Source organism: Synechococcus sp. ROS8604 (assembly GCF_014279655.1).
Classification (GTDB): Bacteria; Cyanobacteriota; Cyanobacteriia; order PCC-6307; family Cyanobiaceae; genus Synechococcus_C.
Genome location: NZ_CP047946.1, coordinates 1,158,339 through 1,183,918, shown reverse-complemented (window position 1 = coordinate 1,183,918; position 25,580 = coordinate 1,158,339). Strand labels below are relative to the sequence as shown.

The following is a 25,580-nucleotide window of genomic DNA, read 5'->3' as shown; positions in this document are numbered from 1 at the left end:
AAACCATGACTGACTTCGGCTTAGCAACGATGCAAGCCGAACGTCATCAACACAACGAAACGCTTGGAACCATCAGCACCTCATCCGCAACCTCTTCCGCAGAAGGCTCCGGCAAGCAACAACTAGCCCCAAAAGGAAGAATCAGCGCTTATAAGGAGTGAAGACACACAAAGCCCATGTCCGCTCAGGCCGTGATCGACCTTGCCAACGCCATCAAAGCCGATGCAACGTTGAAAGCTCTCTGTGCATCAAGTCAGTGCGCAGATGTCGATGATCAATGCAGTGTTGCCACAGAGAGGGGATTTGACATTCACCCCCATGACTTTGATCAATTCAATAACGGCGACCTGGTAGAAGCAAACGATGAAGACACATTTCTCAAGCCATCCTGGTGGGAGCGCATTCCACAACAGTGAGATCCTTAAGAAGAGACCATCACGCAACCCACTCAAAAAACCAACCAAGCGTTTCTTTATATTGCACTTATTTCACAGTCGCTAGCAGCATCGATAGCTTGCTTAAAACATTGTTAGACACAATTAACCATTTCAGAAAGCAACACGTAGTGATCAATAAAGCATCACAGCAAGGGCAAGGAAGTCTATAGAACAAAAGCCCTCACTCTTCTCTTATCAATCACCATTCCAGCCCTGAATGCAAGACCAGACTGCGCAACGAATTCTGATCACAGGAGGAAGTTCTGGCATCGGACTCGAAGCAAGCAAACAATTAACGCAGAGAGGGCATCGCCTCACACTGCTCTGCCGCACAGCAGAGCGCTGTCAAAAAACGGTCAGAACCCTGTCGGCAGAGAGCGAGGAGCACATAAAAGCAGAAGGAATAGCCATGAACCTCACAGATCTCAAAAGCATTGAAACTGGTTGCAGCACAATCCTTCAAAAAAATGAACCGATCGACACCCTCATTCTGAATGCTGGATTACAAAATGTAGGAATCAAAGAGCCACGATTGACTGAACAAGGAATCGAAGAAACGTTCTGCGTTAATCATCTGGCCCATCAACTGATCGCCATGCGCCTGCTGCCATTGCTTATCAAAAGCAAGAAACCTCGGCTCGTGATCACCAGCTCTGAAGTGCACAACCCAATCAGTGGAGGAGGGCGCGTTGGCCTACCAGCCACACTAGGAACACTTGCTGGATTAAAAGATCAGAAAAGCATGGCAATGCTCAACGGCCAAAATAATTTTGATGCCGACAAAGCCTATAAAGATAGTAAGCTCTGCAATATCCTCATGGCAAAACATATTACGATCAAACTCAAACAAAGTGGGCAAGAGATCCCAGTGCTTGCATGGAGCCCTGGGCTCGTCATTCCTCAAGGAAGCGGTGGCTTTTTTCGAACAAGTCGTCAGCAAAATCCAATCGGCCTGGCTGTCTTTACGTTCGTTGCAAGAGACTTACTTCGGCTAACAGAAACCGTGCAAAAAGCAGGATCACTCCTTGCAGGACTAGCCGATAGATCTATCTATGAAAAGAACGGTTTTCAATACATCAGCAATCAACTAATAAGACCTGGAAAACATGTTTTCAAAGAAACGGAGATAAGCAATGAGGGAAACAATGAGAAGCTTGGAGAGGAACTATGGACACTCAGCGAACACTTGATCAATCAGAAACTCGGCGAGACCCATTAGATCCAAGACCTCTTTTTGGGATCACATCAAGAGCAAGCATCTATTAGCATCTCAAGACAAGCGAAGATTTATTAGAGATGACAATCATCCTTTATGGCGGGCCCCAAACCCGCGCCTCCATGCCCCGTTGGTACATGGAAGAAATGGGCATTGCCTATGAGCTTGTAGAACTCTCGCTGGCTGAAGGACAACATCTAAAAGAAGATTTTCTATCGATTAATCCCTTCGGGAAACTTCCAGCTATGAAGGATGATTCCGTTGTCGATGCCAACGGACAACCTCTTGTCTTATTTGAATCAGGAGCCATTTTATTGCATTTAGCTGAGCATCATGGCAACGAGGTAAAAAGGCCATACGATCGATCATTAATTAGCCAATGGACACATTTTGCCAACTCAACATTAGCGTTTGCGATTTTTGTTCCAGACCAAAAAGCAAAAACCCTGCCAAGACTTTTGACGCAACTAAATTCAGAAATTGCAAAAGGATATTTTGTCAACAACAAATGGGGTGCCGCTGATTGCGCAATCTCATCTTATTTGGCATATATCAAATTATTCTTCCCAAGTGAGGATCTCAGTGCCTATCCTTCAGTCGAAGCATTAATTCAATCCACGCGCGAACGTCCTTCCTATAAAAAGATTATGGGGATCGGCTAATCAATACTTAAAGCAGCACATCCAAGCTCGCCAAACGACTGAAACCAATCTGACCAACCGATGCATGATCTTCGTGAAACCTTGCTCCTGCACAACAGTGGCCATTGGCAGGGATGCTTTATCAGAATGGATCACACAGGAAGAGAACAAGAGCGCTTCTCCACTTCCCTTGAGGTCAAAGAAGCCGAAGGCTTTATTCAGACGTGTTTGACCTACAAAGAGAATGGCCGGCAGCAATCGATGAATTTCGGATCGATTCCTCCATCGATGCAAGTCACACAGACTGGACACTGGTCAACAGGTCCCAATTTCATCACACCATGGAACTGGGTTGCGGAGCTCTGCGTTGTCAATCAACAACAACGCCGACGCATGATCGTTCGCCATGGGGTGAGCGGACTCGAACGGATCATTTATGTCGTAGAAGCCAAAGAAGACACAGAACAACAAAACCCGTCACAACCACTGCAGTGCCAATCAACATCCTTTGGATCGTTACAGATTTGGCAACCGGAGCCAGGAGTGGAGTTATTCATTGATCCAAGAGATCGCCAACAAGGAGACATCACGGGCTGTGGTATCCGCTGGTGTGATCAAAACGGAATCACGCATCAAATTCTGCGTCAGTACAACGCAGAAGGTGCCCTTTCCCCTTTATCGGGCAGTTGGATTGATCAGCCCAGTTGCGCCCATTGAGCCAGGGAGCGATCACGATTTTTAATTGAATCCATTGAGTCGTACACCATCTCCTGCCAGTCCGATTCAGGTAACCCGGCAAAGAGCATCAAGTTGAGAGGGTACTGATCAGAATCGGTGCAACGGCGAAAGTCGTCACGGAACAGGAAAACAGGTTTGTTGAGTGCATAAGCAGCTCCAACCTCCACCATCACCCCCTCATCTGGTGGAGTTCCATTCACGATCGCAAAGACCCCGTCAGCGTCACGGACATCCTGCATGCATTGCTGGGCCACGCGATAGGCCCATCCAGGCCCGCTGGTGTCGAGATTGGCATTGCGCTCAAAAGGCTCCCAAACCGTAAGACCAAGATGGGCTAGAGCCTCCACAAACTCAGGAATCAGAAGGCGCTTGCACTGGGCGGAAAACCCGTAAGGAGAAGCAAGATAAATGGTTTTCGATGTCATGAAAAAGTTTCAGGGATGCATGGATCTTGAGGCGCGATAGAGACCTTCATCTTCTACTGCAAGGTCAACATTTTCCCAAGGAAAAACCAACCATTCATCAGCTGAGATCGTTGTAGCAGCATCCCACCATTCTGGAGCGCACTTGCTCATCCAAACAACAAAAGTCGCGTCAACCTGTTCGCGGATGGCTCTCAAGGTCTGCCCAGTTTCATACACATCGTCCACAACTAAGCAACCGTCCTTTGGTTCTGGCAGCCAAGGAAGGGAGAACGCGTGACTCAAAGCCACTGCAAGACAAACACCACCTCGAGGAACACCGTAAACGCCTGCAAAAGAACGAGAACCATAGCGTTCAGAGATTGTCTCAACAGCTAAATCAAATTGGATCCAAGAAAGTTGCTGCATTTCATTTCAGATCGCAACCCCATTCTATAGGTGATCCTTGTAAACTAGTATTCAAAAGCCAACAAAAGAAGCAGTTACTCATCCATCAAAGCAAGACAATGCAGAACTGTTGGCGCTGACATCCGAGAAACAAAACAGGTAAACGAGTGCTTGGTTTGGAGATAATTGGGCTCTTCTATAAAAGGCTTTGCCATCTTTTTGACAAGTTCTTGACGCTCTACCTTCATCGTGAGCTGGGGCAAAATAGGCATCATTGAATTGCTTGGACATCTATCTTGAGATGAGCTCAAACCAATGTGTTACAAAGAAGAGCTTGAATTGCTACGAATCCTATCTGCGCCAGATGCTGTGGTCCACGATCAAGGCCTTGGATGAAAAGAGATCAGAGAGATAACGACTAGAGAGATGCCTCATTCTTCAGCACATCATGCCAATCTGACGTCATAAGGCGACTCACAACTTCACCAACCCTTGATGCGATGAAGACGATCTCACTACTTGCATTTAACTTGCATCCAACTTGCATTTGATTTGCATTTATTAAATTCTCTGTGAAAGATAACAGCCAATCAACACTGTATCAGCCATGAATCATTAGCAGTCATATTCCACTTCTGAACGCTGTTGATGTCGGATGACGTCGTCATCTCTCATCTGTGATTCGTCATAGTCAAGCGCTCGAATAGGGCACGCCGATGCTTTGAAAGGCTTATGCTCTCCTTCGCAAATCACGGTTCCAATAGGCTGTGCTGAGGCGATACTGATTTGCATCAGTGAATGCTGCTACCAAGTAATTCATAACTGCTTTCAAGCAGGGCGCCAGCCTCTGTGCTGTCATCAAGATCAAAGAGAATCAACAGGACCCGAATCTGTTGTGGCAGTTAAGGAGCGAGCACTCACTGCATCCAGGCCAAGCCTTGATTGACGTCGTGATCAACTTCGCACCAGAAAAAACCAGACCAACAACATGAACGGCTTAACCATACCGCTTCATAAAGTCATCCAGGGTGTAAAACTCCTTATCTGTGGAGGTTTCTTTGATTAATTCTTCAAGAGTTTTTTGCTCCATCAACAATTGATACTCTTTAAATGAGAGATCAAACCTCGGATCATAGGCATCTTTAAACAAATGAAGATATTCATTGCACAACGCTTGAATAATTTGGACTCGACTAAACTCCATGAGCGACTGACTAAATACTCTTCATGATCAAAGCACCGCCCGCCTCGATGCTTTGATTAGCCAATCATACGATCAAAACCGATCGTTCCCTCAGCAGGATTACAAACAAGCCAATAGGGATGTCAACGATAAGAGCAAAATCTTTGAGCCGAAAACACCGCTTACGCCTTTGGCTTACAAACCTCGGCTTTCATTGAACAGCCCTCACAACAGACCTGCCTCCTCAAGAGTTCCTGCTGAGCATTGGATGCTGCTGCCAAGCCGAGAGCCAACACGAAAGCAGACATTGCGGCGAGCAAGGGAAGTCGAATCACCATGACGGAAGCAGAGATCTCAAAAATTAAACTTTTCTAATTTTATTAAAACACTTTTGCACCAGCTCAGCGAAGGAAACTGATCCCAATCGTGCACATTTATATGGCTAAACCGAAGCAATCCCTAACGCAACAATCGCGAATCAGACTCTTTCCATCATTAAACAAAATCGCGAGCTCGATTTTTAGCAAGAAGCTTGCCTAGCCAATATCAATCATTAGAGGTCTAACGATCGCACATTTTATTTAACTTGATAAGGATCGCCACTCATTGCCCCCAGTCATCACCGTCAGAGGTGGGGTTAAATTCTATTTGGTCAGTTCGCTTCAGCAAGAGGATCTGGAATGGAATCAGTTGGTGCTTCGAATTGTCCCTCGATCACATATTCCAGCCTCAACTTCATAAATGTGATGAAGGTTGCATCTGTAGAAACCACTGCTGCGGAAGGTTGGGGAACCTTGGCTTTGATTTCAGATAATTCAGGAGTATTGAGAAAACTTGGATTGCGAACCAGCCAAAAATCAATGGTTTTGCCCTGTTCGCCGTAATGCCTGCGTCTTTCTTTAAGCACTTCTTCCAGAGGTTCCTCTTCTGTCAAAAAGCGAGCACTGGCTGCAACAAAATGATGGGTGGTCATGAGCAACTGCTTCCGAACAAGGGGTCACGTCTGGGATTCTGAACCAGACACTTCATCTCTCTTACTGCTTCTTGTAAGCCCACAGAAAGAGCCCTAGCCACGATGGTGTGACCGATGTTGAGCTCCTCCATTCCTGGAATTGCAGCAATGGGCTCCACGTTTTGATACGTCAATCCATGGCCTGCATTCACCCTCAATCCCATCGACCGAGCCTGTTCCGTTGCCTCGATCAGACGCGCCATGGTCATGGGTTGTTCCCTCCAGCTGGCCTGCGCATAGCGTCCGGTGTGAAGTTCAACCCAACGGGCACCGGTTTGCTGACAAGCCTCCAGCTGGTTTCGATCTGGATCTACGAACAAACTGACAGGAATGTCATTGCTTTGGAGCGTATCGATCACGGAGGACAAGCTTTTGCACTGACTTCGAACGTCTAGGCCACCCTCTGTTGTGACTTCTTCTCGCCGTTCGGGAACCAACGTGACCATGTCTGGTTGTTCACGCAGCGCAATCTCCACCATTTCTGAAGTGGCCGCCATTTCCAAATTCAAGCGGGTCCGAACGGTTTGCCGTAAGAGCGTTAAGTCACGATCTTGGATATGACGGCGATCTTCCCTGAGGTGAATCGTGATCCCATCAGCACCACCCAATTCAGCCATTAAGGCCATCGGCACAGGATCGGGTTCGACCGTGCGCCTGGCTTGCCTGACATTGGCAATGTGATCAATGTTGACCCCGAGACTGGCCACAACCCTCGTTCAAAGGATTCATTTTATGTGCGGGTGGTCTCCGAACGAGACGCCGCTCTAACTGCCCAAGCTTGAGCGATGGGAAGACATGATCCGCCTACATTTCAATGCTGTAGGACAACGGTATGTAGCCGTGGGCAGAGCTCAGAAAAATAGAGGAGAAGTTTTGGGTTCAGCGATGAATCCGTTTTGGTCATCGCTTGCGATGTTGTTCACGCAAGACTTGGCTTTGCCTTGGTATTTCCGAGAGCGTCATGTGCTCGGAGCCCATCATTTGCCTAAGGAGGGTCCTGTGCTTTTGGCTCCGACCCATCGAGCTCGCTGGGATGCTCTGATCTTGCCCATGGCGACAGGTCGACGCATCACCGGCCGTGATTGCCGCTTCATGGTGACGCGCAGTGAAATGATTGGCCTTCAGGGCTGGTTTCTTTATCGGCTGGGCTGCTTTCCCGTGGACCAAGGACGTCCCACACTGACGACGCTTCGCTACGCAATCGATCTCTTGGCGTCTAGCCAGCAGGTGGTGGTGTTTCCCGAGGGGAAAATCAACCGCACCGACGAACCGATTCGGTTGCGCCAGGGGCTGGTTCGTCTTGCCCAACTTTCCAAAACGAATGGGATTCCCGTCAGCGTGGTTCCCGTAGGGATCGCCTACAGCGAGGCCAGTCCCTCCCCTTTTAGTAGTGCTGCAATCTGCTTTGAAGCCCCCCTCCTAGCCGAGGGAACGGGTCGAGAAGCTGCAGCTCACATGAGTCAACAATTAGCAGATCGGATGCATACGGCTGAACAAGCGGCCCGACAGGCAGTGGGCCGACCGCTAAGAAGCCACTAAAGTCCGCCCACTGTCCTGCTCAGTTCATGCGTTCCCGTCTCACCATCACCGCCTTAGCCCTTTTGGCTGGTTTGGCTGCAGCTCCCGTGCAGGTGTTGGCTCAGTCTTCAGATGGAACCAACTCCTCTGTGAGCAAAGTTCTGGCGTCCAGCGGTGCTGGCTTCAATGTTGCTGCTGTCCGCACCCTTCTCAACCGGGGCGATGCAGCGGTCGCATCAGGAAATCTTGGCAAAGCTAAGACCGATTATGACAATGCTCGGACTGCTGCAAAGCAACTGCTGGCTTTCTACAGAGATCTCAGTGGTGCGTTCAGAGGTCTGGATGCACGCATCCCCAGGGAGATGGATTCCAAAGGACGCGAAGCTCTATCCCTTCTGGCCCAGGCCAATCTGCGCTTAGCCGCTTTGTTCAGGCGGCAAAATCAGCCCGAAGTTGCTGTACCAGTTCTGGTTGAGGTCGTTCGTCTGATGACTCCTACCAGCAACGAAGGTCAAAAGGCCTATCAAAGCTTGCTTGAGCTGGGATTTGTAGAGACCCCCTTCGCAGGAGCAAAAGCAGCGAAATAAGAAGTGATCCAGAGAAGTCATTCACGACGTTGATCTGCCAGCATCAGCTCAGTTCAATCCGGCGTTGCATGGTTCAGTCAGAGGCGGTGAGTTCGGCAATTCGCCGAACTCTTCCCGATGCTCAGGTCTCAGTGGAAGACCTCACAGGGGGTGGAGATCATCTTCAAGTGAAAGTGGTGTCTGCAAAATTCGAGGGTCTCACCCGAATCAAACAGCACCAATTGGTCTACGGGGCCTTGCGTGAAGATTTTGCCAGTGAGGCGATTCACGCATTGGCGCTTATCACTTCAACTCCTGGCTAAGTATTCGCTCGTTCGTTAAGTCTTTATCTTCTTACTCAAACTTTGATCTATGGATTCCCAAACCAAAGAGCGCATTCAGGCGCTGATCCAGTCCAGCCCAATTTTTGTGTTCATGAAGGGCACGAAATTAATGCCTCAATGCGGCTTTTCAAACAATGTGGTTCAGATCCTCAATGCCCTAGGCATGAATTTTGAAACCTTCGATGTGTTGTCGGACATGGAAATCCGTCAGGGCATCAAAGATTACTCAGAATGGCCCACGATTCCCCAGGTCTATGTGAAAGGGGAATTCATGGGTGGATCGGACATCCTGATCGAAATGTATAACTCTGGCGAGCTGAAGGAAAAATTGGAGATCGAGCTCGCCAGCTAAATCTGTGCGATTGGATCGGAGCCTTACCAATCGCGATGGGGATGGCTGTACAACGTACTGACGTCCCCATCGGGGCCAATAAAGCTGGATGGATCCATGATCCATCGCTCAACCAGCGACTCGAGGCGAGCCATTTCGGGGGTTTCCAAGGCGCTACTGCGCCTCAGTGCGTGCAAATACCCATCGGCATACAGTCTCAGCTCAGATGGGGTGTGGTACCTGGTAGTCAGTTCCTGACAGGCATCACACAGCGACTGGAAGTGTCGAATGGCTTCCGGATGCTGAAGGGATGTCATCTTTAGTGTGAGCTGCAGCCTCTGCGACCAGCAATCAATGGAATGGTACTAGCGTAAGCGCGGTTTTCCGTGCTGTGTGACCTCCTCATCCCGGGACCTTCTGGACAACAGTCCTGACTTGGTCTCCACTTCACAATTCGTGCCGACTGCAGGTCAGCCTCGAGAACCGTTCCGGGTTCTGGTTGTTGAGCCTCACCCCACGCTGAGAACTGTTCTGGTTCAGCGTTTGCGTCAAGACGGTCATCTGACGGCAGCGGTTTCCTCCCCTGCTGAAGCTCAGGAGCTTTGCCAGGACCAATCTCCTGATTTATTGGTTTGTGCTGAGCTCCTCGAGCAAAGTTCGGCTTTGCGCTTGGCCCAACAATTGCGGTCGCCCGTCATCGTCTTAACCGCTCGTACCGGCGCTGAGCCGGTCGTTGGTCTCCTCGACGACGGTGCTGACGATGTGCTCCGCAAGCCCTTCGGTCTTGAGGAATTAGCGGCACGCTGCCGCACGCTGCTTAAGCGGGGCCATAGCGGTCTTCAAGAGCGCGTCAGTGTGGGGCCGTTAGAAGTTCATCTCCTTCTTCGCCAGGTCACCCTGCGCGAGAAGCCTGTGGAACTCAGCCCACGGGAATTCGCCTTGCTCTGCGCTTTGTTGATGCCTCCCGGCATGGTGCGGAGTCGTCAGGAATTGCTGCGAATGGCGTGGCCTCCCTTTAGTGGAGGTCCGCGATCTGTTGACACTCAGGTGCTCACCCTGCGTCGCAAACTGGAACAAGCAGGGTTGGGAGACGGCGGTGGTATCACCACCGTTCGCCAGCAGGGCTACCGATTCAGTCTTGAAAACATCAGGGACTAAAGAGCAGTCATTGCATGGCTTTTGCTGAAACGAAAGGGGGGCATTTGGTAAGGAAGACCCATTCCATTTGTCCCAACGGGATCGAACAAACGATGGCGAATAAGAACAGCGTTGACCTCTGCCGCTAAACGGTTTGCGACCAAAACATCATCGGCAGTGTCTTTGATTCCAGCAGCGTTGATGTCAACTGCTTTCTGCGCGCCTTAACCAGCAGCAATTGATCAGTGTCCTGTCAGGTCTCGCCCTGCTCGAAATCCATGACTAGCTTTGTGATTGCGAGCAGTCTTGTCGTCTTGAATTTGGCCATGATCTCTACAATCTGCTATCAGTGCCGATAAAATTGTTAAAGCTAAATTTACTTAATTAACCACTTAGTCTTTACCGATTCAAGGATTATCCTGGTTCGAATTTCCAGCCTTCACGTCATCATATGTTTTGAGTGATTCGAGTTATCAAGGGATAAGAATCAAGCCCTGCTGGACAGCAAACGCTACAGATCCTTCACCAAGAAGCATCAAAGCGGCCAACACTGCAAGCAGTTGATAGGTCCAAGGAGGCGTCAACCTGCCAACCCCCTTGGTTCGCAAGGTGCTCCGAGCTTGGATTAAGTCCAGAAAACGATCAAAGTGTTCAAGGCGCTGTGGAAGCAGCCGTTGGCTTTGATCATGGGTTGTGATGTAAAACACCTTCCCCCCTTGACTGGTACCCACAGGAACGAGGGCTTTCATTTCGCTCCAGTTGAGGCTCCAGCCACGACGCAGCAACCAGCTGCACCAGGCAGGGTGTCCAACCGTGATTCCAGAATTTGTAACGGTGACTTGTTCACTCAGCATCGCCAAAACAGCGAGCAATCCCAGTGGGACAGCGGCAAGAAGCCATAACCTCAGGGATTCCGGGGCCAAGGCCGGCAAAGGAAGCACCAAGGCTAAATAGACGGTGATTAATGTCCCGCGAATTAACGGCGAGAGCTGAAAACAATGGTTGTTGTTCATCGATCCTCCGGAGATCCTGGTAATGGCTCAATCACGTCATTGGGCCGATAGGTCCCGCCAAACACTTCAGCCTCGCGACCTTTCCAGAACTCACCCAAACGCATCAGATCGGAGTGGGCCTCTTTGAGACTGCTCATGTAGTCCTCGTGGCTCATGCTGCAGCGAGCTTCTTTGAGCTTGGCCATGCGCAACATCTGCAGCATCCAGGGCTTACTGAGGTCCCCTCGACTCTCGAGATAGCGGGCCAATTCAGCGGCGCTGGGAGGAGTGGACTCCACGATGGGCGTTGCCAAAGGAGCAAACCTTAGGCACTGACAACCATCGTTAGCGTGGTGAACGCGTGATCCTGCTGCCGATTTAAGCGGGAAGGGACCAAGGATTCAGGCCAAGATCCGCGCCGATTCGGTGGCTGCAGGCATAGCCACTAAAAGCCACGGCATTGAGCCCCTGGCCAGGGAAGCAGGAATCACCAACGCAATACAGGTTTTTCAGGCCGGTGCGGTTAAACGGCATCGGCAACAAGCCAGGAAGTCGGGTCGCAGGAACCGGCCCATAGCTCCCACCCATGCGGCCAAGAAAGCGACGATGCGTCCGGGGTGTGCCAATTTCCTTGAATTCAATGGCGCTCTTCAAGCCGGGGATAAGAGCTTCCAGACGATCGATCAAGCGATCGGCATCCTGCTGTTTCTTCTCGGCATAAGCGCTTGGGGACAAACCTTTCCAATGGCGCATATCGCTCTGGGTAAAGGTGTGCAGGATGTCTCGTCCAGCTGGAGCCAACGAAGGATCCAGAAGCGATGGCATCGAAACGAACACCACACCTTGCTCGGATTCCATCTCAGCCCAGTCTTCAAGCAAGAGGTGGTGACAGTGAAAACCAGGGGGAACCACTGAAGCGTCGATGCCGAGATGGAGGGAAAGGAATGATGAAGAGGGCTGGTAGCGCTTGCGCCAAGTGGTTTCAGCGGCTGGGGTGTGCTCCGGACCAACCAGCGTTGACTGTGCTGATCCTTCTCCAGCGAAGGTGTCCCAGCGCGTGGCGTTGCTCACGATCCGTCTTGCTCTTAGCTCCTCACCATCAGCAAGCCGAACGCCAACAGCCTCACCCTGCACAATCAGAACGTTGGTGACGCGATGTTTGTAGCGAATTTCGCCGCCATTGGCTTCCAAACCAGCCACGAGTTTTTCGGCGATGACACCGACACCCCCTTTCGGATAATTAATGCCGCCAGCATGACGATCGGAGAACACCATGCCGGCATTGATCATGGGTGTGCGATCTGCTGGCATCACCGACCAGCAGAAACATTCCATATCGATCAGACGCAAGAGATCCTCATCCTTGATGTGCTTTTTCGCCACATCTCCAACATTGAAAGGAAGCCACCGCGCCAGACCAAGACAAGCCAATGGGGCCTTAAAAAAAACTTTGGCGAGATAGGCAGGATCCTCCAAAGACAGCAATGGCATCGCATCTAAACAACGAAACACCTGCCAGCAGGTCTCGTAAAAAGCGCGAATCCCCTTGGCTTCATGGGGGAAGCGGGCACTCATTCGCGTGATGAAATCGTCGTAGTCCCTGTCTACGGCCATCGTGAGGCCATCTGGAAGATGGTATTCCAGCTGCACAGCGTCAGGAACCGTCGCGCAGTGTTGGCCGACGTCCGCCAACGCTCTCGTGAGCAGGTTGGTGTGCCCCTTCTCTCCAAATCCAAAAATCATCGACGCACCAACATCAAAGGTGTATCCCTCTCTGCGAAAGCTCCCACCAGACCCGCCTGGAATCAGATAGCGCTCGAGGACCAACGTCTTCGCCCCCTTCGCAGCCAGTTGTGATGCTGTGACCAGGCCACCGATCCCGGATCCGATGACGATTACATCCCAGTCAGGCATCGGAGCGACGATTCATCCTTTGATCCAGACCCTAGGAGGCGCCGGTCGTGGAGAAGGGAGGAGTGGCGGTCAAAATCACCTCTGATCTCACCGGCATGGCTAAAAGCTCCCGGCAGCGCTCCTCGATTCGTTCTCGGATCAGATCGATGGCTGCACCATCCATCGGTTGATTTGGGTTGAGATACACCACCACAAAGGCTGTACGCCCCACCTGCATCACGGTGAGGTCGAGCAGCCAACACGACAACCCGGCCAGCAAATCTTCCAAAGCGAGTCGAGTGCTGCGAACAACCTCCGTTTCTGCCGATGCACCAGCAGCCTGTCCGAGCGCATTCAAAAAGGACTGCAAAGGGTCTTTCAGGATGACCAAGCTGACCACCAACACCAACAGCGAATCGGTGATCGGGCTGATGGCGGCCAGGGGGGTTCCCTTGAGCAGCGGTGAGCCCAGCAATGCAATGCCCGTCAGCCCGCTGATTAAGGCATCCATTTTCGCGGCCTTCGCTTCCATCAACAGCAATTGAGACTGACGACCGGAGCGAATCCAATCGTGGTGATGGCGCCATGCCAAACCCCAGCAAATCGCCACCATCGAGGTGGAGTAAAGCGCCACGGGCCCGAGCGTGACCACGGCAATGGCACGGCCGCTGGCGTAATCAATCAAGGTGCTCAGACCACTCATGGCCGCAAAGCTGAGGACACCAATTAGGACCAGTGAGCGGAAGAGGACGTACAACGCTTCTTGACCGTCGTAGCCATAGGGATAGGCCCTGTCCGGGGGACGAACCACATTGCGGCTAATCCTCGAAGCGACAAGACCTGAGCCCACCATCACCGCGGAATAAAGCCCATCGAGGAGAAGGGCATACGACCCTGAAAGCACATGAACGCAAACACCAGCGACCGCCATACAGGCGCTGGCATAAACCCCGATGCGCAGTGAGCGCCGTTCAATTTGACGCGCTTTAAGCGGGGCAAGCGGCATGGGCAACCTGGCTCTCTTCGATGGTGCTTTGAAGATCCGCCAAGGCTCTATCGCGGTAAGCGCCATAACGGGCGCGCTTATCTCTGATGCGCTCCTGAAGCTCAGGCATCAAGCCGAAATTTGGGGGCATGGGCTGGAATTTGCCCGATGGTGCCTCACTGATGAAATGGGTGAGTGCTCCGATCATCGTGGTGTGCGGCAACTGAATCGGTTCTTGACCCTGAACCAGCCGTGCTGCATTGGTGCCAGCCAACCAGCCTCCTGCAACAGCAGCTGCATACCCCTCAGTTCCCGTGATTTGGCCAGCGGCTAGCAGATGAAGTCTGCGTCGGAACTGGAGGGTCGGATCCAACAGTTCTGGTGCCTCCAAAAAGGTGTTGCGATGCATCACGCCAAAACGCACGAAATCGGCCTGCTCCAGGCCTGGAATGAGACGCAGCACACGTTTCTGTTCCCCCCACTTGAGATTGGTCTGGAAGCCCACCAGATTCCAGAGTCGGCCGTCCTTGTCTTCCTGTCGCAATTGCACAACGGCATAGGCCCGTTTGGCACGGCGTACATCCCGGTCATTCACATCCCCCCAGCGCGGATCCCATAACCCGATTGGCTTGAGAGGTCCGTACCGCATCGTGTCCTCGCCACGACGGGCCAACTCTTCAATGGGCAAACAGCCCTCAAAAAAAGTGGCACTGCTCTGATCAAAGTCCTTGAGTTCGGCTTGTTCGGCCTCCAAAAGAGCCGTTCGAAACGCCAAAAACTGGTCTCGATCCATCGGACAATTGATGTAATCGGCATCGCCCTTGTCGTAACGACTGGCACGAAAGGCCTTGGTCATATCGATGCTTTCCCCTTCAACGATCGGACTCGCCGCATCGAAAAAATGGCAATCATCTCGGCCCGTGAAAGCACGTAGATCATCAGCCAGTGCCTCACTCGTAAGCGGACCTGTGGCCAGAACGGTGATCTGATCAGGATCCGGCAGCGCTAACTGCTCTTCTCGACGAATCGTGACCAAAGAATGGGCGTCTAAAGCAGAGGTGAGTGCTGCGCTGTAGCGACCACGATCAACAGCAAGAGCACCGCCGGCGGGGACGGAATGATGGTCTGCCGTTTGGATAACCAAGGATCCAAGACGTCTTAATTCTTCCTGCAACAACCCTGCTGCACGATCACTGCTAAGAGCGCCGAAGCTGTTGCTGCAAACAAGCTCTGCAAACTCAGAGCTGTGATGAGCAGGAGAGCGCTTGTAAGGGCGCATCTCCCAGAGCGTGACGGGAACGCCTGCTTTTGCGACCTGCCAAGCAGCTTCCGTACCAGCAAGGCCAGCACCAATCACAACAACCGAAGACTGTTCGCTCAAGGACGATGGGATCGAGAACTCAACTCAACCCTATCGATCACCATCAAGCGCGGCTTCGTTTGATCATCAGCTGGAGCTGACCAACGGCAGCACGACCAATGTTGAACCCAGCCCAGGCAAGTGCCAGAAGGATCGGAGAAGCCACGAGCACAAGCCGAAGGTCCATGAGTCCATTTAGAAAAGCTTTTGGAGTTTAAGGACAGTCGGGAGAAGCCGGGATCAACAGTGGGCAGTCCGTTTGGTTTTGCAGCAATTGAGACCACTGCGCAGCCAGTTCGGCGTAGTGATCTGCGTGGTGCCACTGATCTTCGATCTCCTCCTGACTCAGCTCACGTTTCACCTTGGCAGGCACACCCGCCACAAAGGTTTGGGCTGGAACATCTTTCGTGACCACAGACCCGGCTGCAACAAGAGCCCCACGCCCAACGGTGACGCCATTGAGGACAACGGCACCGATACCAATCAAACAACCAGCCTCCAGCAAGGCGCCATGAACAACGGCTCGATGTCCAATCGTCACGTTTTCGGCAATTTGAACAGGAAAATTCGGATCGCCATGCAGAACAGCTCCCTCCTGAACATTGCTACGAGCACCGATATGAATGGCTGCCATGTCTCCACGGACAACGGCGGTTGGCCAAATGCTTGCTCCTGAACTCACAGTCACATCGGCCATCAGCACCGCTCCAGGTGCAATCCAGGCATCCGAAGCGATGCTGGGTTGGGGCCATGGGTTGTTCATTCCCAACTCGGTCATCAACGGGGGGACAAGCATCTTGCAGGTGGATCGTTAAGTGATAACCTCCACAGGTGCCTGAATGGCATGCCCATGCGGCGGGTCGCTAGCTCAGCGGTAGAGCACTCGGCTTTTAACCGATTGGTCCTGAGTTCGAATCTCAGGCGACCCATTAGTTCAAAGCTACACCTTTCTCCATTCCTTTTTAGTGGTTTCAGGCGCAGGCACCTCTTATCGAGAAACGATGAAATGCGTCGCCATTGTTGATGATGATCCGCGGTTACGTGAATTAATTCGAGACGAATTAATCGATGAGGGCGTTGATCCTGTGGTTTGTTCAGACGGAGAAGCCTTGTTGGAGCTATTGGATCAACGTCAAATTGACTTGATTTTGCTCGACTGGATGATGCCAAACATGAATGGAATGACCTGCCTGCAACAGTTACGGGACCGCTCCAATGCTGTGCCGGTTCTAGTCGTCACTGCTTTCAATGAAGACAATAAACGCAGCGAAGCCAAGGCCCTAGGTGCTAGTGACTTTATTCTTAAACCAGACTTATTCGAACTTTTGCCTGAATTACTCGCGCGTTATCTTTAAAGAAAGCTCTTTACTCCAACAGACGACCTAGGGCATGGGAATCGCAATGTCACAACGAGACCCTGACTGATCGAGCCTGTGAATTCTTGAAACGACATACAACTTGCTGACCCACCCATTCCTTCCATCAAACTTTTCACCAATGGGAGTCCAAGTCCACCTCCATCGGTCATATCAGCCTTTCGATGCTCCTCAATACGGACGAACCTCTCAAAGGCGGCATCGTAATTGTCATCATTTTGCATCCCAGGTCCATTGTCTATAAATTGCAGCTCAACGTGTGATGGATTCTTGATTAAGCGTATCTGGATCAACAGCCGAGAACGACAAAACCGACGGCTGTTATCGAGAAGGTTATCGAGAATCAGATGAAAAGCATCTTGGTCAAGCTGAACCTGATATTCATCATTTTCATTAGCAACAATCGTCTGTAGACATTCTCTTGATTCAGGATTCAGCTTAGCAGCCCATTGATCAACGTAAATTCGCAAATCATCTATTTGCAACGTCCAACGGCGGCAGTCAGCATCTAACTCCGAAAGCAACAAAAGATTATCAACAAGACTTGCCATACGATGTGTCTCTGCGGTGGCATCGGATAAGGATTGGAGATTTTTCCCAGACAGATGCTCTTTACGCTTCATCCGACGCAAATTTCCGGTAATAATCGCAAGCGGAGTTCTTAACTCATGAGCAAGCTTATCGATAAATTGCCGTTGTCTTGCCAAAGCTTTCTCTAAGGGCTCAAGATCACGAAAAATCAACAAAACAAAGCTCTGGTTCATCTGAATAATCTGACGCCAACTCACCAAGCGAGTAATTAGTTGCGACTGATCGAGACCAGGCTCAGAAAGTGCTTGTATTAGATAAGAATTACGACCTTCAGCTGAAACGGCTTTTTGTAAAGGGTGAGTTGGCTCTTGATCCCCAATGGGGCTTCGATCAAGATGGTGGAACTGCAGCAAAGCGGAAAGAGGCCGTCCAACCATCTGCAATGTGATTCCTCCTCCCCAGAGATCTGCAGCTTGCTGATTAGCCCAGCGCACTGCAGAGGATTCATCCACGATCAACATCGCTTCACCCGTGGAATCAAAGGCAACTCTCAGCAGTCCGAGCGACTGACTCATCTGCTGGATCAGAGATCCAGAATCTGCTGACCCAGAAGAGCTGTTTTCAGCAAGCATGGGGTCCTTCCAGGGGCCTCAGCGTTGCTGCAAAACTCCATCCACCATCATCACTACGCTCAGCAACAATGAAATGTTCACTACGAATTTCAGCTCCATCACGACAAATCGTCGCCAACTCAAGAGGGTGATTAACAAGCTTTGATATCTCTGTGAGCTTAAAACGAGAGAATCCAGCGTGATGGAGCTCACGAAAGGACGCTGGCAGAATCATCCCAATGGTTTGACCAACTAAGCCATCGTCCCAGCCGTAAATCAGACGAAAGCGGTCGTTGAACTCAACCACCTGCCCCTGCTCATCCGTTCGGACGAAAGGGAGATTGTGTTGCTGCCTCAACGCATCGACAGCACCTGGCGTCCAGGACTGTGACATACCCGGAAAAGCTTTTTGTCAGCTTAGACACTCATCCCTGCAATCAGGAGGACCCATTCCTTTAAAGTGGAGAAGCTACGGGGTGTAGCGCAGTTTGGTAGCGCGCCTGCTTTGGGAGCAGGATGTCGCAGGTTCGAATCCTGTCACCCCGACTGCAAAACAAGTCAGTCCAGCACTGATATCTGAGCCGCCCACCCAAGGCGGCTTTTTATTGCCTGCAGGGTGGTGTGTGCAAAATGTGTGCAAAGCATTGAGTGAGGGACTGGTTTTGCACACGACTTTCCGAGCGTTACGCCCTACCTACGGGCACCCTCGCCATACTGATAACAAGCTCATTGAGCCCGACAGAAATAGCCGCATCAGTGCCCCTGGACCGCCGTTTTCGTCACTCGCGTCATCCATCAGACCAAATCTTTTGAAGTGCTGATTGAGCCACGCCCGATTGAAGGCTCCCTGGAGTCCTACATGAGCAAGCCGATTGCATGTCGGCGCGCATCACGTTTGAACATCCCCAAGGATGTTGATCCAGTAGCGGCTCGTAGGTTTGTCAGAAGACAAACCGCTGTCGGTTGCCGTCTTGAAGACATGAAAGGCGAAAGCAAAAAAGGGGATCTGTTGAATTACAAGATCAACGGGTTTCTTCGAGCACTTCAAATAGAAATTCTTGAAACTGAAGGATGGCCCTCTGCCGAATTAAGGCAGGAGGCTCAAGATGTCATCAACGCATCTAAGCCAGAAGACTCTCCAGAAATCTGCGCCTATTTCGAGCGAATCTGGGGACCGATTAAGAGCAGGGAACTACATTCCTGAATGGGTGCATGAGCCTGAAGCCGCAAAGATTTTGGCTTTAAAGCCCAGCACCCTTAGAAATATGCGCCGTGAGCGCAGTCTCGATCCTGGAACGCATTGGGTTTATGCAACAGGATCCATCGGTGGACCTGTCCTCTATTGCATCCCTGCAATTCGGGAGATGCAGCGTCGACGGACTGTTGAAGCGGTGCGCAAAGAAGACGAACGTAGAGCCGCAGAACTAAAGCATCTCCAACAAGCCATCGAGATCTACGAGGAGACAACCCTTGATCAACTAGTTGATGGGGGACAAGGGTGATGCCAAAGCTCCGAAAAGATCACGTCGAATACCTGAGAAAAAGAGGAGTCAAAACAGAGCTGCCTGAAAACAATTATTTCAGTGATGGCTGCCATCTTGGTATTCGCTACCTCGACCCTGAGGGCAAGCCATACATAGACAGCAACGGCGATGATTACATCGTCAGACGTTTGTTCCCTACAGGTAAGCCCAAATTCAAAGCGCCAAAAGGAAGTGGTTCGCGACCTTATTTCAGCCCGTTGATGCCAGAGGGTTACCTCGACAACATCAACACCCCGCTGGTATTTATTGAGGGTCCAGTCAAGGTTGATAGTTGCTTCGAGCACATCCCAACAGGGTTCTGCTTTGTCGGTCTGACAGGCACTTGGAACACCAAAGATTGCCGTGACGAAAAGGGCAATTGGGATCCAGACAATGACACCCATCTTTTGCCTGAACTAAAGACGATTCCGATGCGTGGTCGCAAGGTCATCATCCTTTTTGACTCCGACATTGAAGACAACATCAGTGTTGATGATGCCGCCACAGATATTGGCAATTGGACCCGTAAGCGTGGAGCAAAACCACACCGCTGCACGCTCCCTAGCGAGCCAAACGGTGCCAAGAATGGCGCCGATGATTTCCTGGTAAGACATGGAGCAGAAGCTCTTCAGGAGCACTTAGATGCTGCAGAGGTCGAAGGATGGCCATTGCCAGCGCCTTTGCTGCAACACGATGGTGAATTGAAGCGCAGCTACACCCCAGCTGAGCGCAAACGTCTGGTGAAGGCATTAGCTGAAGTAAGTGATGTTCAGACCGTTGATGACACCTGCAGGGTGCTTGCAACCAAGCTGCGGATTCCATTCAGTCAGCTTCTGGCTGACATCGATGATTGCCGCGCTGGAACCACTGAAAACGGATTCCTTGGGAGTGCAGAAGACCTCGAAGGCGATGACGACATCGACAGCAGTTGGGTCATCCCATTCCTGCTGCCAAAGGAAGAAACCATTGTTATCAGTGCTGACCCGGGTACAGGCAAATCACTGCTCTGTTATTCCATTGCTCATGCTGTAGCAACAGGTTCTGACTTCCTTGGCTTCCCAATTGCCAAAGGTGTCCCGTTAATCCTTCAGTTGGAGGAAGGTGGCACTTTCAGCCGTCGCGTCAAAGCGATTGGCATGGCAAAAAGTGAATTCCATCCTGGGCTAGAGGTTGGAAAGGATTGGTTTTTTAGCAAGACCTTTGATCTTGCAAAGGGGCGTCACGTTGAACAGCTGAAGCTCCTCATCCGCAACAACGTTGATCTGGTGATTGTTGACTCTGCTCGCGCTGTCGCACGCAGCCTGAGCGTTGATGAAAATCACGCTGATTTCGGAAAGCTGGTGATTCGCAAGATTGCCAAGTTCATCAATGATTGCGGCAAGTCTGGAATCATCATTCACCACAACAATGGTGGAGGTAAAGCAAGCGGAACAAAAGACACCCCTGCAGGTGTGTGGGGTCTGTTCAATCTCAAGCAGGTAGAGGGAGAGGAGGAGCTACGGACTCTTCAGACCGACAAGAAGCGTGAAACAGGCATCCTTTGGCAATTACGAGTTCAAAGGACTGAGCTGATTGATGGGCTGCCAAACGGTTGGGCTTGGACTCTTGATTCCGATCTGAGTCACATGGCTCCAGACCAAAGCTGGCGGACCAAGTTTCAAAACCTTTTGAAGCTGCAAGAGAAGCCCATCGGGCTTCGTGATGCAGAACAGTTGATGGGGCTTTCTTCTGATGAAGGAAACACCCTCAGAAGCTCTGTCGGTCGTGACACTGCTTGCCGTCGATGGTTAGTTCAAAAGCCACGCCAAGGGGTTGCTGGTCTGTACTTCATGCCGCATGAGTTCAGAAATAGCTTCCAACAAAAGCCACAAAAAGAGAAAGGGGTTCAAACAAGAGAGAGACACCCCCTAATAAAAGAGGAAGAAATGTTGGAAGTAGGTGAAGAAGGTAGTTCACCACTACTTCCTGAACTTCTAACAACACTTCCAATGTGCATCCAACCTTCAACAGCTGAAGGCAATGACTTCCAACAAAACACCCCAGACCTTTCCGGGGTGTCTCTCTCTCCCCACTCCTTGAACGATCACACCGATGCCTTCTGGAAAATCGTCAAAGACAGCCCTGGTTTGTTGCCTGTTCAGATCGCCAACAAGTTTCAACACGTCACCAAGCGCACCATCTCCGGCGCACAAGCCAAGGCATTAATTGCCGAAGGTCCACCCGTCTACGAGTTCGACGATGACGAAGAAATCTGATCGCTCGTCACCAGTTCACCTTCATCTCTTCCTTTTGACCTATTTAGCCTGATCTCATGGGAAAAAAATGTACCAAAGTCGAAAAGAAAGCTCGCATAGAAGAACTGGCTGACCTGATCGTCAAGGGTTATTCACAACGTGAGCTAAAGCGCCATGTTCAGCAACGATGGGGGCTCAGTGAAGATTCAGCCAATCTCTATATCCGCGAAGCTAGGGATGTAGTGAAGGACGATCTCGTTGATATAGACCGCACTGACATGCTCGCTAGCAAGGTTCAGATGCTTGAACAGATCGCACGGGATAGTGTTGCATCAGGCAGGGAGAATAATGCCATTGGGGCAATCAGGTTGCTGGCGGAATTAACCGGCTTTGGAGTGGAGCACAAGCGATGAGGAAAGAAGACGATCTCAAGACAATCGAGCTGCGAATCTTTGATGCAAATGCAAAGATGAATTAAGCGTTATTAGCTCGCAATCTTCCGAATTAATTGTTCTCGCGTCTGGGTATTGCGACCATAGATCCTTTAATTGTCCGTGACTCTCAATCTCATAAATAACTAGCCCGTGCTGATTAGGGCTTGGTGACCAGCTTGAGGCTAGTACGTTTCCACGTTTAATCGCTACCCCGTGATGAGTAGATCCACCAATTACCCAGGTCAGGAAATATCCCTGGCCTTCCTTTGAAATAGTTATTTTTCCTGTATATTGTCCACCGTTACTATTCTTGCCGATGCATCGATATTCGCCGACGAGTGATTCAGAAAGGGCGGGTTGAATTGTCCACAAAGAGGAGAGGAATAGTAATTCTAATGGTATTAAAGCGAGTGATTTTATGTATTTTGAATCAAAGAATGCATTGATTGTGTAAATAAATAAGATTGACGATCTAAGTGCCCCCAAATCTTCTCAGATTTATGAAGGAGTCGTTTCACTAGCCAATTTTGGCAGTTATAAACCTTGGCTGTCTACTGCTGTTGCTGCATCTGCTGCTGACCCCTGTTCGTAACCCAGTTAACGCAATCACCAAGCCCTACGCAGGCGGAATGTCCGCGTACCTGTCACAACCACAGATGATCAAGAGATGAACGACCCAGTACTGATGAGATTCCTCATTCCTGAGAGGTGATTCTGGACAAGAACCAACGGAAACTGGCACAGCGAAGCGCAGGGTGAGTCAATCAACGCTGTCTTTGTGCAACTACCGAATCCCCTCACAGAAGAACTCTCCGCCACCTTTTCTGCGGAGAAACTGTTTTGCCATCAACCGGGATAACGCTTCTGCCGGTGTCTTGCTTAGTTCCTCAGCCATTTTGGTAAGCGCTGCAAGAGAAGACTCTTCTCCTGGATCAAGAGGCATCTCAGTGAGTTCTTGCCAGCTCAGGCCTAATCACGAGAGACTCCATGAAACCTCACTATTTCGTTGATTAAACCTCATCGCTATTGCGCCCTTGGGGCAGAGATCAGCAGTGATTTGGTTTTACCTGAACTGACCGTCTCCGAATCGACCATTAATGCGCTGGTGCAAATCCAACAGGGAGATCATGAGCAATGGCCCAGCCTTGAGCCGAGCCCTCACAGCACGCCAACACTGCAGTTAGCACCCCAGGATTGGCGCCTAGAACTGGAAGGCATTGGCTGGTTTCGTGCCACTGGTGGTGAGCGTTTGGAATGGCAGCGCTGGGACGACAGCGTTAGCGACCGCGACATCCGCACGTTTGCTGTAACCAGTGGGCTTGGAGCCCTAGCGATCCAGCGTGGCGCGTTGGTTTTGCATGGAACAGCTCTGGAGCGTGACGGAGAGGCGATTCTCTTATTGGGCCATCCAGCTGCAGGAAAGTCCACCCTGGCCTGGTGTTTAATCCAAGAAGGTTGGCACTTACTCAGTAGTGAGCTAGTTGCCGTTGGCAGTGATGGGATAGTTCAGCCAGGGATGCATCAACTCAAGCTCTGGTACGACGCTGCTATGACCTTGGAATTGGATTATGCACAGCTACAACCTGTAAGAAAGGGACTTAAGCGATATGCATTGCTAGCTGAAGAGTTAACTTGCATGCCACAGCCAACACCATTACGGCTGATCTATGCCTTAAATCGCGCCAAAGAAGATTCAGGTAAAGAGGAGGATGCCGATGAGGCAGGAGATGAAATGGAAAAAGTATCTCTTAAGGCTTCACGAAATTTCTCACAAACAAATGCCTTAATGCGCCTGCGCAACCAAGCCTTTCACGCCAGGATGTATCGAGGCATGGACGCAGAAGCTCAATTGTTTATGCAGGCAGCTGCACTAGCTCGAACGGTGCCATTGCATGCCTTGATCGTTCCAGATGGAATCAAAGCAATGGCCGAAAGCCTCAAGGAGGTGGACCTCATGCAACCCGAATCGATGCAACAGCGCAGAGAAGCTACAGAAGAGGACGCAAGCAATGACTGAAGATAACAGCTACTGGTATTTAGCCTCGTATCCAAAATCAGGCAACACCTGATGCAGGGTTTTTATTACTGAATTAATGAGGCTGGCAGGAGACAATCCTGAAGAAGAATTAAATCTTAATCAAGATATTGAAACTGGAGCGATTGCCTCATCAAGACTTTGGCTGGACGATCAATTAGGAATTAATAGTTGTGATCTCAGTTTTAGCGAACTCGATCCCATGCGCGGACGTGCTGGTGCGAGTGCATGGCTATTCGCAGAAGGAGAGCGATTTCATAAAGTGCATGATGCATTTAAATCTCCTGATTCGCGTGGGCGCCCGGTGGTGAGTACAACAGGTTGCTCTGGTGTTGTTTATATCCTGCGCCACCCGGAAGATGTGGCTGTATCACTTAGTCACTTCTTCTCATGGCCGCTGGATCGATGCGTTGATTCCCTACTGGATCCCAATGCAGCGCTGGTGCCAGGGGAACGCTTTGGCGGCCATCAAGTACGACAACACATGGGCCGCTGGGATCAACATGTGCGCTCATGGGCTGATCAAACTCAGCTTCCAGTCTTGATCATGCGCTATGAGGATATGTTGGCAAAAGGATCAGAAACATTCACTAAATTAGCAACCTTTTTGGGCCTCCCGAATGACGCTCATCTAATTGATCAAGCACTGGAAAATACCTCCATCGATCGACTCAAGAAGCTGGAGGAAGATGTTAATGGCTTTGCAGAAAAGCCTGCCGGTTGTGAACGCTTCTTTCGCTCAGGGCGCACAGGAGAAGGAGCACAACAGCTTTCAATTGAGCAGCGAAAGCGACTCGCTAAGGGATTGTCTGACGTGATGAATCGCTTTGAATATGAGGGTCCAGAAGTTGACTGATCCTCACATTGAATTCGTGTTTGGAGAGGTGAATAATCAGCTAAAACATGAGTTGAAAGCTTTCTGGATACAGTATGGCAAGCCACATCAAGAAGAATTGAAGTCGTTTCGAGCAACACTAAGCAATAACCAGAAGCGCATGGGTCTACTTAAAAAGCCTATATCGAGACAGCCAGCCGCAATCTCACGTGATCAGTCAGGCAAAATTAACGGCATTGTATTTGTCGTATTACGAGAGCTAGAAACTGCACTAGAGCTTGGAAGCCATGCCTACTTTCAACGGATGTATGTAATTCCAGAATCCAGGAATCCACGTCTGACAAATCAGCTCTTTAGAGCATTCCTTAAAGGGTTTTATCGTGAAGTAGAAAAGCGTGATCATCGAGCAAAAGTATTACTATCTGAAAACATTAATCCTGGCTTGCAGAAAGCATCCATGCGCCGTTATTTTGCACGACTTGGGTTCCAAATGCTTGGAGGAAATCAACTTGGTGGTGAAATTTGGGTAAGAAAGCTAAAAACGCATTTCTCGTTTTAATCATCAACCACGGCAATCACTTTTTTATCTAATGCCGCTTCCAGCCAAGTTTCGATAGCGGACTTGCATTCATCTGGAGTGACTTCATATTCCTCCTCCAAATACTTGCAAAGTTCAGGCAGTGTTGGCTGAGTCTTGAGTGCATTCCAAATGGCTGAGCCTGTCTCGTTAAGAACAAGATAGTCGCAGGTATTGCTTTGAAATAAAGCTACATCGCCATCGAGTTCAGTACAGACAGCTTGGTGATGCTGCTTAAAGCGTTTGGTGCTACTTACCATTT

At 50.4% G+C, this 25,580-nt stretch carries 34 protein-coding genes and 2 tRNA genes; 20 read left to right on the top strand and 16 right to left on the bottom strand.

Going from position 1 to position 25,580, the window contains the following annotated elements; all coding sequences use genetic code 11:
* Positions 1-5 precede the first annotated feature (5 nt).
* The 5 genes from SynROS8604_RS06250 (at position 6) to SynROS8604_RS06230 (ending at position 3,011) form a co-directional block, all read left to right on the top strand.
* A complete protein-coding gene (locus SynROS8604_RS06250; protein ID WP_186545538.1) occupies positions 6-161 on the top strand; it encodes a hypothetical protein in 156 nt (51 codons plus the stop codon).
* Positions 162-176: 15 nt separating this feature from the next.
* Positions 177-416: a hypothetical protein gene (locus tag SynROS8604_RS06245; RefSeq protein ID WP_186545537.1), complete on the top strand. Its 240-nt coding sequence runs from the start codon at positions 177-179 to the stop codon at positions 414-416.
* 238 nt (positions 417-654) lie between these two features.
* Positions 655-1,656 (top strand): SDR family NAD(P)-dependent oxidoreductase, encoded by a 1,002-nt coding sequence (locus tag SynROS8604_RS06240; RefSeq protein WP_186545536.1) that lies wholly within the window; start codon positions 655-657, stop codon positions 1,654-1,656.
* A 77-nt stretch (positions 1,657-1,733) separates the two neighbouring features.
* Complete coding sequence (locus SynROS8604_RS06235) at positions 1,734-2,315, top strand: glutathione S-transferase family protein (protein WP_186545535.1); 582 nt, start codon at positions 1,734-1,736, stop codon at positions 2,313-2,315.
* A gap of 60 nt (positions 2,316-2,375) precedes the next feature.
* Complete coding sequence (locus tag SynROS8604_RS06230) at positions 2,376-3,011, top strand: DUF3598 family protein (protein ID WP_186545534.1); 636 nt, start codon at positions 2,376-2,378, stop codon at positions 3,009-3,011.
* Here SynROS8604_RS06230 and SynROS8604_RS06225 read toward each other — a convergent pair.
* The 5 genes from SynROS8604_RS06225 to SynROS8604_RS06205 form a co-directional block, all read right to left on the bottom strand.
* Complete coding sequence (locus tag SynROS8604_RS06225) at positions 2,990-3,457, bottom strand: nucleoside 2-deoxyribosyltransferase (RefSeq protein ID WP_186545533.1); 468 nt, start codon at positions 3,455-3,457, stop codon at positions 2,990-2,992. The two genes, SynROS8604_RS06230 and SynROS8604_RS06225, sit on opposite strands and share 22 nt — an antisense overlap.
* Before the next feature lie 9 nt (positions 3,458-3,466).
* Positions 3,467-3,862: a phosphoribosyltransferase gene (locus SynROS8604_RS06220; RefSeq protein ID WP_186545532.1), complete on the bottom strand. Its 396-nt coding sequence runs from the start codon at positions 3,860-3,862 to the stop codon at positions 3,467-3,469.
* 976 nt (positions 3,863-4,838) lie between these two features.
* Positions 4,839-5,045, bottom strand: a complete 207-nt coding sequence (locus SynROS8604_RS06215; protein WP_186545531.1) for a hypothetical protein — start codon at positions 5,043-5,045, stop codon at positions 4,839-4,841.
* A 631-nt stretch (positions 5,046-5,676) separates the two neighbouring features.
* Positions 5,677-5,997, bottom strand: coding sequence for an MgPME-cyclase complex family protein (locus SynROS8604_RS06210; protein ID WP_006852372.1), 321 nt, complete (start codon positions 5,995-5,997; stop codon positions 5,677-5,679).
* A complete protein-coding gene (locus SynROS8604_RS06205) occupies positions 5,994-6,743 on the bottom strand; it encodes a pyridoxine 5'-phosphate synthase (protein ID WP_186545530.1) in 750 nt (249 codons plus the stop codon). Before SynROS8604_RS06205 ends, SynROS8604_RS06210 begins: the two co-directional genes overlap by 4 nt.
* 178 nt (positions 6,744-6,921) lie before the next feature.
* Here SynROS8604_RS06205 and SynROS8604_RS06200 point away from each other — a divergent pair, with 178 nt between their 5' ends.
* From SynROS8604_RS06200 to grxD, 4 genes are all read left to right on the top strand, one after another.
* The gene (locus SynROS8604_RS06200; protein WP_255445245.1) at positions 6,922-7,575 is read left to right on the top strand and encodes a 1-acyl-sn-glycerol-3-phosphate acyltransferase; all 654 of its coding nucleotides are present in this window, start codon (positions 6,922-6,924) and stop codon (positions 7,573-7,575) included.
* 26 nt (positions 7,576-7,601) lie between these two features.
* Positions 7,602-8,141, top strand: coding sequence for a hypothetical protein (locus SynROS8604_RS06195; RefSeq protein WP_186545529.1), 540 nt, complete (start codon positions 7,602-7,604; stop codon positions 8,139-8,141).
* Positions 8,142-8,209: 68 nt separating this feature from the next.
* The gene (locus SynROS8604_RS06190) at positions 8,210-8,443 is read left to right on the top strand and encodes a BolA family protein (protein ID WP_186545528.1); all 234 of its coding nucleotides are present in this window, start codon (positions 8,210-8,212) and stop codon (positions 8,441-8,443) included.
* A gap of 49 nt (positions 8,444-8,492) precedes the next feature.
* On the top strand, positions 8,493-8,816 hold the full coding sequence (grxD, locus tag SynROS8604_RS06185; RefSeq protein ID WP_186545527.1) for a Grx4 family monothiol glutaredoxin: 324 nt from the start codon (positions 8,493-8,495) through the stop codon (positions 8,814-8,816).
* Between the two features lie 23 nt (positions 8,817-8,839).
* Here the strand turns inward: grxD and SynROS8604_RS06180 are convergent, their stop codons facing one another.
* Positions 8,840-9,112 (bottom strand): DUF6761 family protein, encoded by a 273-nt coding sequence (locus tag SynROS8604_RS06180; RefSeq protein WP_186545526.1) that lies wholly within the window; start codon positions 9,110-9,112, stop codon positions 8,840-8,842.
* Between the two features lie 118 nt (positions 9,113-9,230).
* Here SynROS8604_RS06180 and SynROS8604_RS06175 point away from each other — a divergent pair, with 118 nt between their 5' ends.
* A complete protein-coding gene (locus SynROS8604_RS06175; protein ID WP_370586583.1) occupies positions 9,231-9,953 on the top strand; it encodes a response regulator transcription factor in 723 nt (240 codons plus the stop codon).
* 452 nt (positions 9,954-10,405) lie between these two features.
* Here the strand turns inward: SynROS8604_RS06175 and SynROS8604_RS06170 are convergent, their stop codons facing one another.
* From SynROS8604_RS06170 to SynROS8604_RS06140, 7 genes are all read right to left on the bottom strand, one after another.
* Positions 10,406-10,945 (bottom strand): hypothetical protein, encoded by a 540-nt coding sequence (locus SynROS8604_RS06170; protein ID WP_186545525.1) that lies wholly within the window; start codon positions 10,943-10,945, stop codon positions 10,406-10,408.
* Entirely contained in the window at positions 10,942-11,223 is a 282-nt protein-coding gene (locus tag SynROS8604_RS06165) for a hypothetical protein (protein ID WP_186545851.1), read from the bottom strand. Before SynROS8604_RS06165 ends, SynROS8604_RS06170 begins: the two co-directional genes overlap by 4 nt.
* Before the next feature lie 79 nt (positions 11,224-11,302).
* Positions 11,303-12,838 carry a carotenoid isomerase gene (gene crtH, locus SynROS8604_RS06160; RefSeq protein WP_186545524.1) on the bottom strand — a complete coding sequence of 512 codons (1,536 nt, stop codon included), beginning with the start codon at positions 12,836-12,838 and terminating at the stop codon, positions 11,303-11,305.
* Between the two features lie 31 nt (positions 12,839-12,869).
* Positions 12,870-13,823, bottom strand: a complete 954-nt coding sequence (locus SynROS8604_RS06155; RefSeq protein WP_186545523.1) for a cation transporter — start codon at positions 13,821-13,823, stop codon at positions 12,870-12,872.
* On the bottom strand, positions 13,804-15,183 hold the full coding sequence (gene trmFO, locus SynROS8604_RS06150; RefSeq protein ID WP_186545522.1) for an FADH(2)-oxidizing methylenetetrahydrofolate--tRNA-(uracil(54)-C(5))-methyltransferase TrmFO: 1,380 nt from the start codon (positions 15,181-15,183) through the stop codon (positions 13,804-13,806). Before trmFO ends, SynROS8604_RS06155 begins: the two co-directional genes overlap by 20 nt.
* Positions 15,184-15,226: 43 nt before the next feature.
* Positions 15,227-15,349, bottom strand: coding sequence for a photosystem II protein Y (locus SynROS8604_RS06145; protein ID WP_006852358.1), 123 nt, complete (start codon positions 15,347-15,349; stop codon positions 15,227-15,229).
* 27 nt (positions 15,350-15,376) lie between these two features.
* Complete coding sequence (locus SynROS8604_RS06140; protein WP_186545850.1) at positions 15,377-15,940, bottom strand: gamma carbonic anhydrase family protein; 564 nt, start codon at positions 15,938-15,940, stop codon at positions 15,377-15,379.
* 79 nt (positions 15,941-16,019) lie between these two features.
* On the opposite strand from SynROS8604_RS06140, the gene SynROS8604_RS06135 reads away from it, so the two are divergent.
* Both SynROS8604_RS06135 and SynROS8604_RS06130 read left to right on the top strand, forming a co-directional pair.
* Positions 16,020-16,091, top strand: a tRNA-Lys gene (locus tag SynROS8604_RS06135).
* A 36-nt stretch (positions 16,092-16,127) separates the two neighbouring features.
* Complete coding sequence (locus SynROS8604_RS06130) at positions 16,128-16,517, top strand: response regulator transcription factor (protein WP_255445244.1); 390 nt, start codon at positions 16,128-16,130, stop codon at positions 16,515-16,517.
* Here the strand turns inward: SynROS8604_RS06130 and SynROS8604_RS06125 are convergent.
* On the bottom strand, positions 16,514-17,701 hold the full coding sequence (locus SynROS8604_RS06125; protein WP_186545521.1) for a cell wall metabolism sensor histidine kinase WalK: 1,188 nt from the start codon (positions 17,699-17,701) through the stop codon (positions 16,514-16,516). The two genes, SynROS8604_RS06130 and SynROS8604_RS06125, sit on opposite strands and share 4 nt — an antisense overlap.
* Entirely contained in the window at positions 17,691-18,074 is a 384-nt protein-coding gene (locus tag SynROS8604_RS06120) for a PAS domain S-box protein (protein ID WP_186545520.1), read from the bottom strand. Before SynROS8604_RS06120 ends, SynROS8604_RS06125 begins: the two co-directional genes overlap by 11 nt.
* A gap of 78 nt (positions 18,075-18,152) precedes the next feature.
* Here SynROS8604_RS06120 and SynROS8604_RS06115 point away from each other — a divergent pair.
* The 8 genes from SynROS8604_RS06115 (at position 18,153) to SynROS8604_RS06080 (ending at position 25,300) form a co-directional block, all read left to right on the top strand.
* Positions 18,153-18,226, top strand: a tRNA-Pro gene (locus tag SynROS8604_RS06115).
* A gap of 313 nt (positions 18,227-18,539) precedes the next feature.
* Complete coding sequence (locus SynROS8604_RS06110) at positions 18,540-18,884, top strand: hypothetical protein (RefSeq protein WP_186546125.1); 345 nt, start codon at positions 18,540-18,542, stop codon at positions 18,882-18,884.
* Positions 18,885-18,888: 4 nt separating this feature from the next.
* Complete coding sequence (locus tag SynROS8604_RS06105; protein ID WP_255445243.1) at positions 18,889-19,182, top strand: hypothetical protein; 294 nt, start codon at positions 18,889-18,891, stop codon at positions 19,180-19,182.
* A complete protein-coding gene (locus SynROS8604_RS06100; RefSeq protein WP_186545519.1) occupies positions 19,182-21,458 on the top strand; it encodes a DUF3854 domain-containing protein in 2,277 nt (758 codons plus the stop codon). The genes SynROS8604_RS06105 and SynROS8604_RS06100 overlap by 1 nt, the downstream gene beginning before the upstream one ends.
* A gap of 56 nt (positions 21,459-21,514) precedes the next feature.
* Complete coding sequence (locus SynROS8604_RS06095) at positions 21,515-21,850, top strand: hypothetical protein (protein WP_186545518.1); 336 nt, start codon at positions 21,515-21,517, stop codon at positions 21,848-21,850.
* A 1,027-nt stretch (positions 21,851-22,877) separates the two neighbouring features.
* On the top strand, positions 22,878-23,888 hold the full coding sequence (locus tag SynROS8604_RS06090) for a hypothetical protein (protein WP_186545517.1): 1,011 nt from the start codon (positions 22,878-22,880) through the stop codon (positions 23,886-23,888).
* 76 nt (positions 23,889-23,964) lie between these two features.
* Positions 23,965-24,762 (top strand): sulfotransferase domain-containing protein, encoded by a 798-nt coding sequence (locus tag SynROS8604_RS06085; RefSeq protein WP_255445242.1) that lies wholly within the window; start codon positions 23,965-23,967, stop codon positions 24,760-24,762.
* Positions 24,755-25,300, top strand: coding sequence for a hypothetical protein (locus tag SynROS8604_RS06080; protein WP_255445241.1), 546 nt, complete (start codon positions 24,755-24,757; stop codon positions 25,298-25,300). Before SynROS8604_RS06085 ends, SynROS8604_RS06080 begins: the two co-directional genes overlap by 8 nt.
* On the opposite strand, the gene SynROS8604_RS06075 is transcribed toward SynROS8604_RS06080, so the two are convergent.
* The gene (locus SynROS8604_RS06075; RefSeq protein ID WP_255445240.1) at positions 25,297-25,578 is read right to left on the bottom strand and encodes a PqqD family protein; all 282 of its coding nucleotides are present in this window, start codon (positions 25,576-25,578) and stop codon (positions 25,297-25,299) included. The two genes, SynROS8604_RS06080 and SynROS8604_RS06075, sit on opposite strands and share 4 nt — an antisense overlap.
* Between the last annotated feature and the right edge of the window lie 2 nt (positions 25,579-25,580).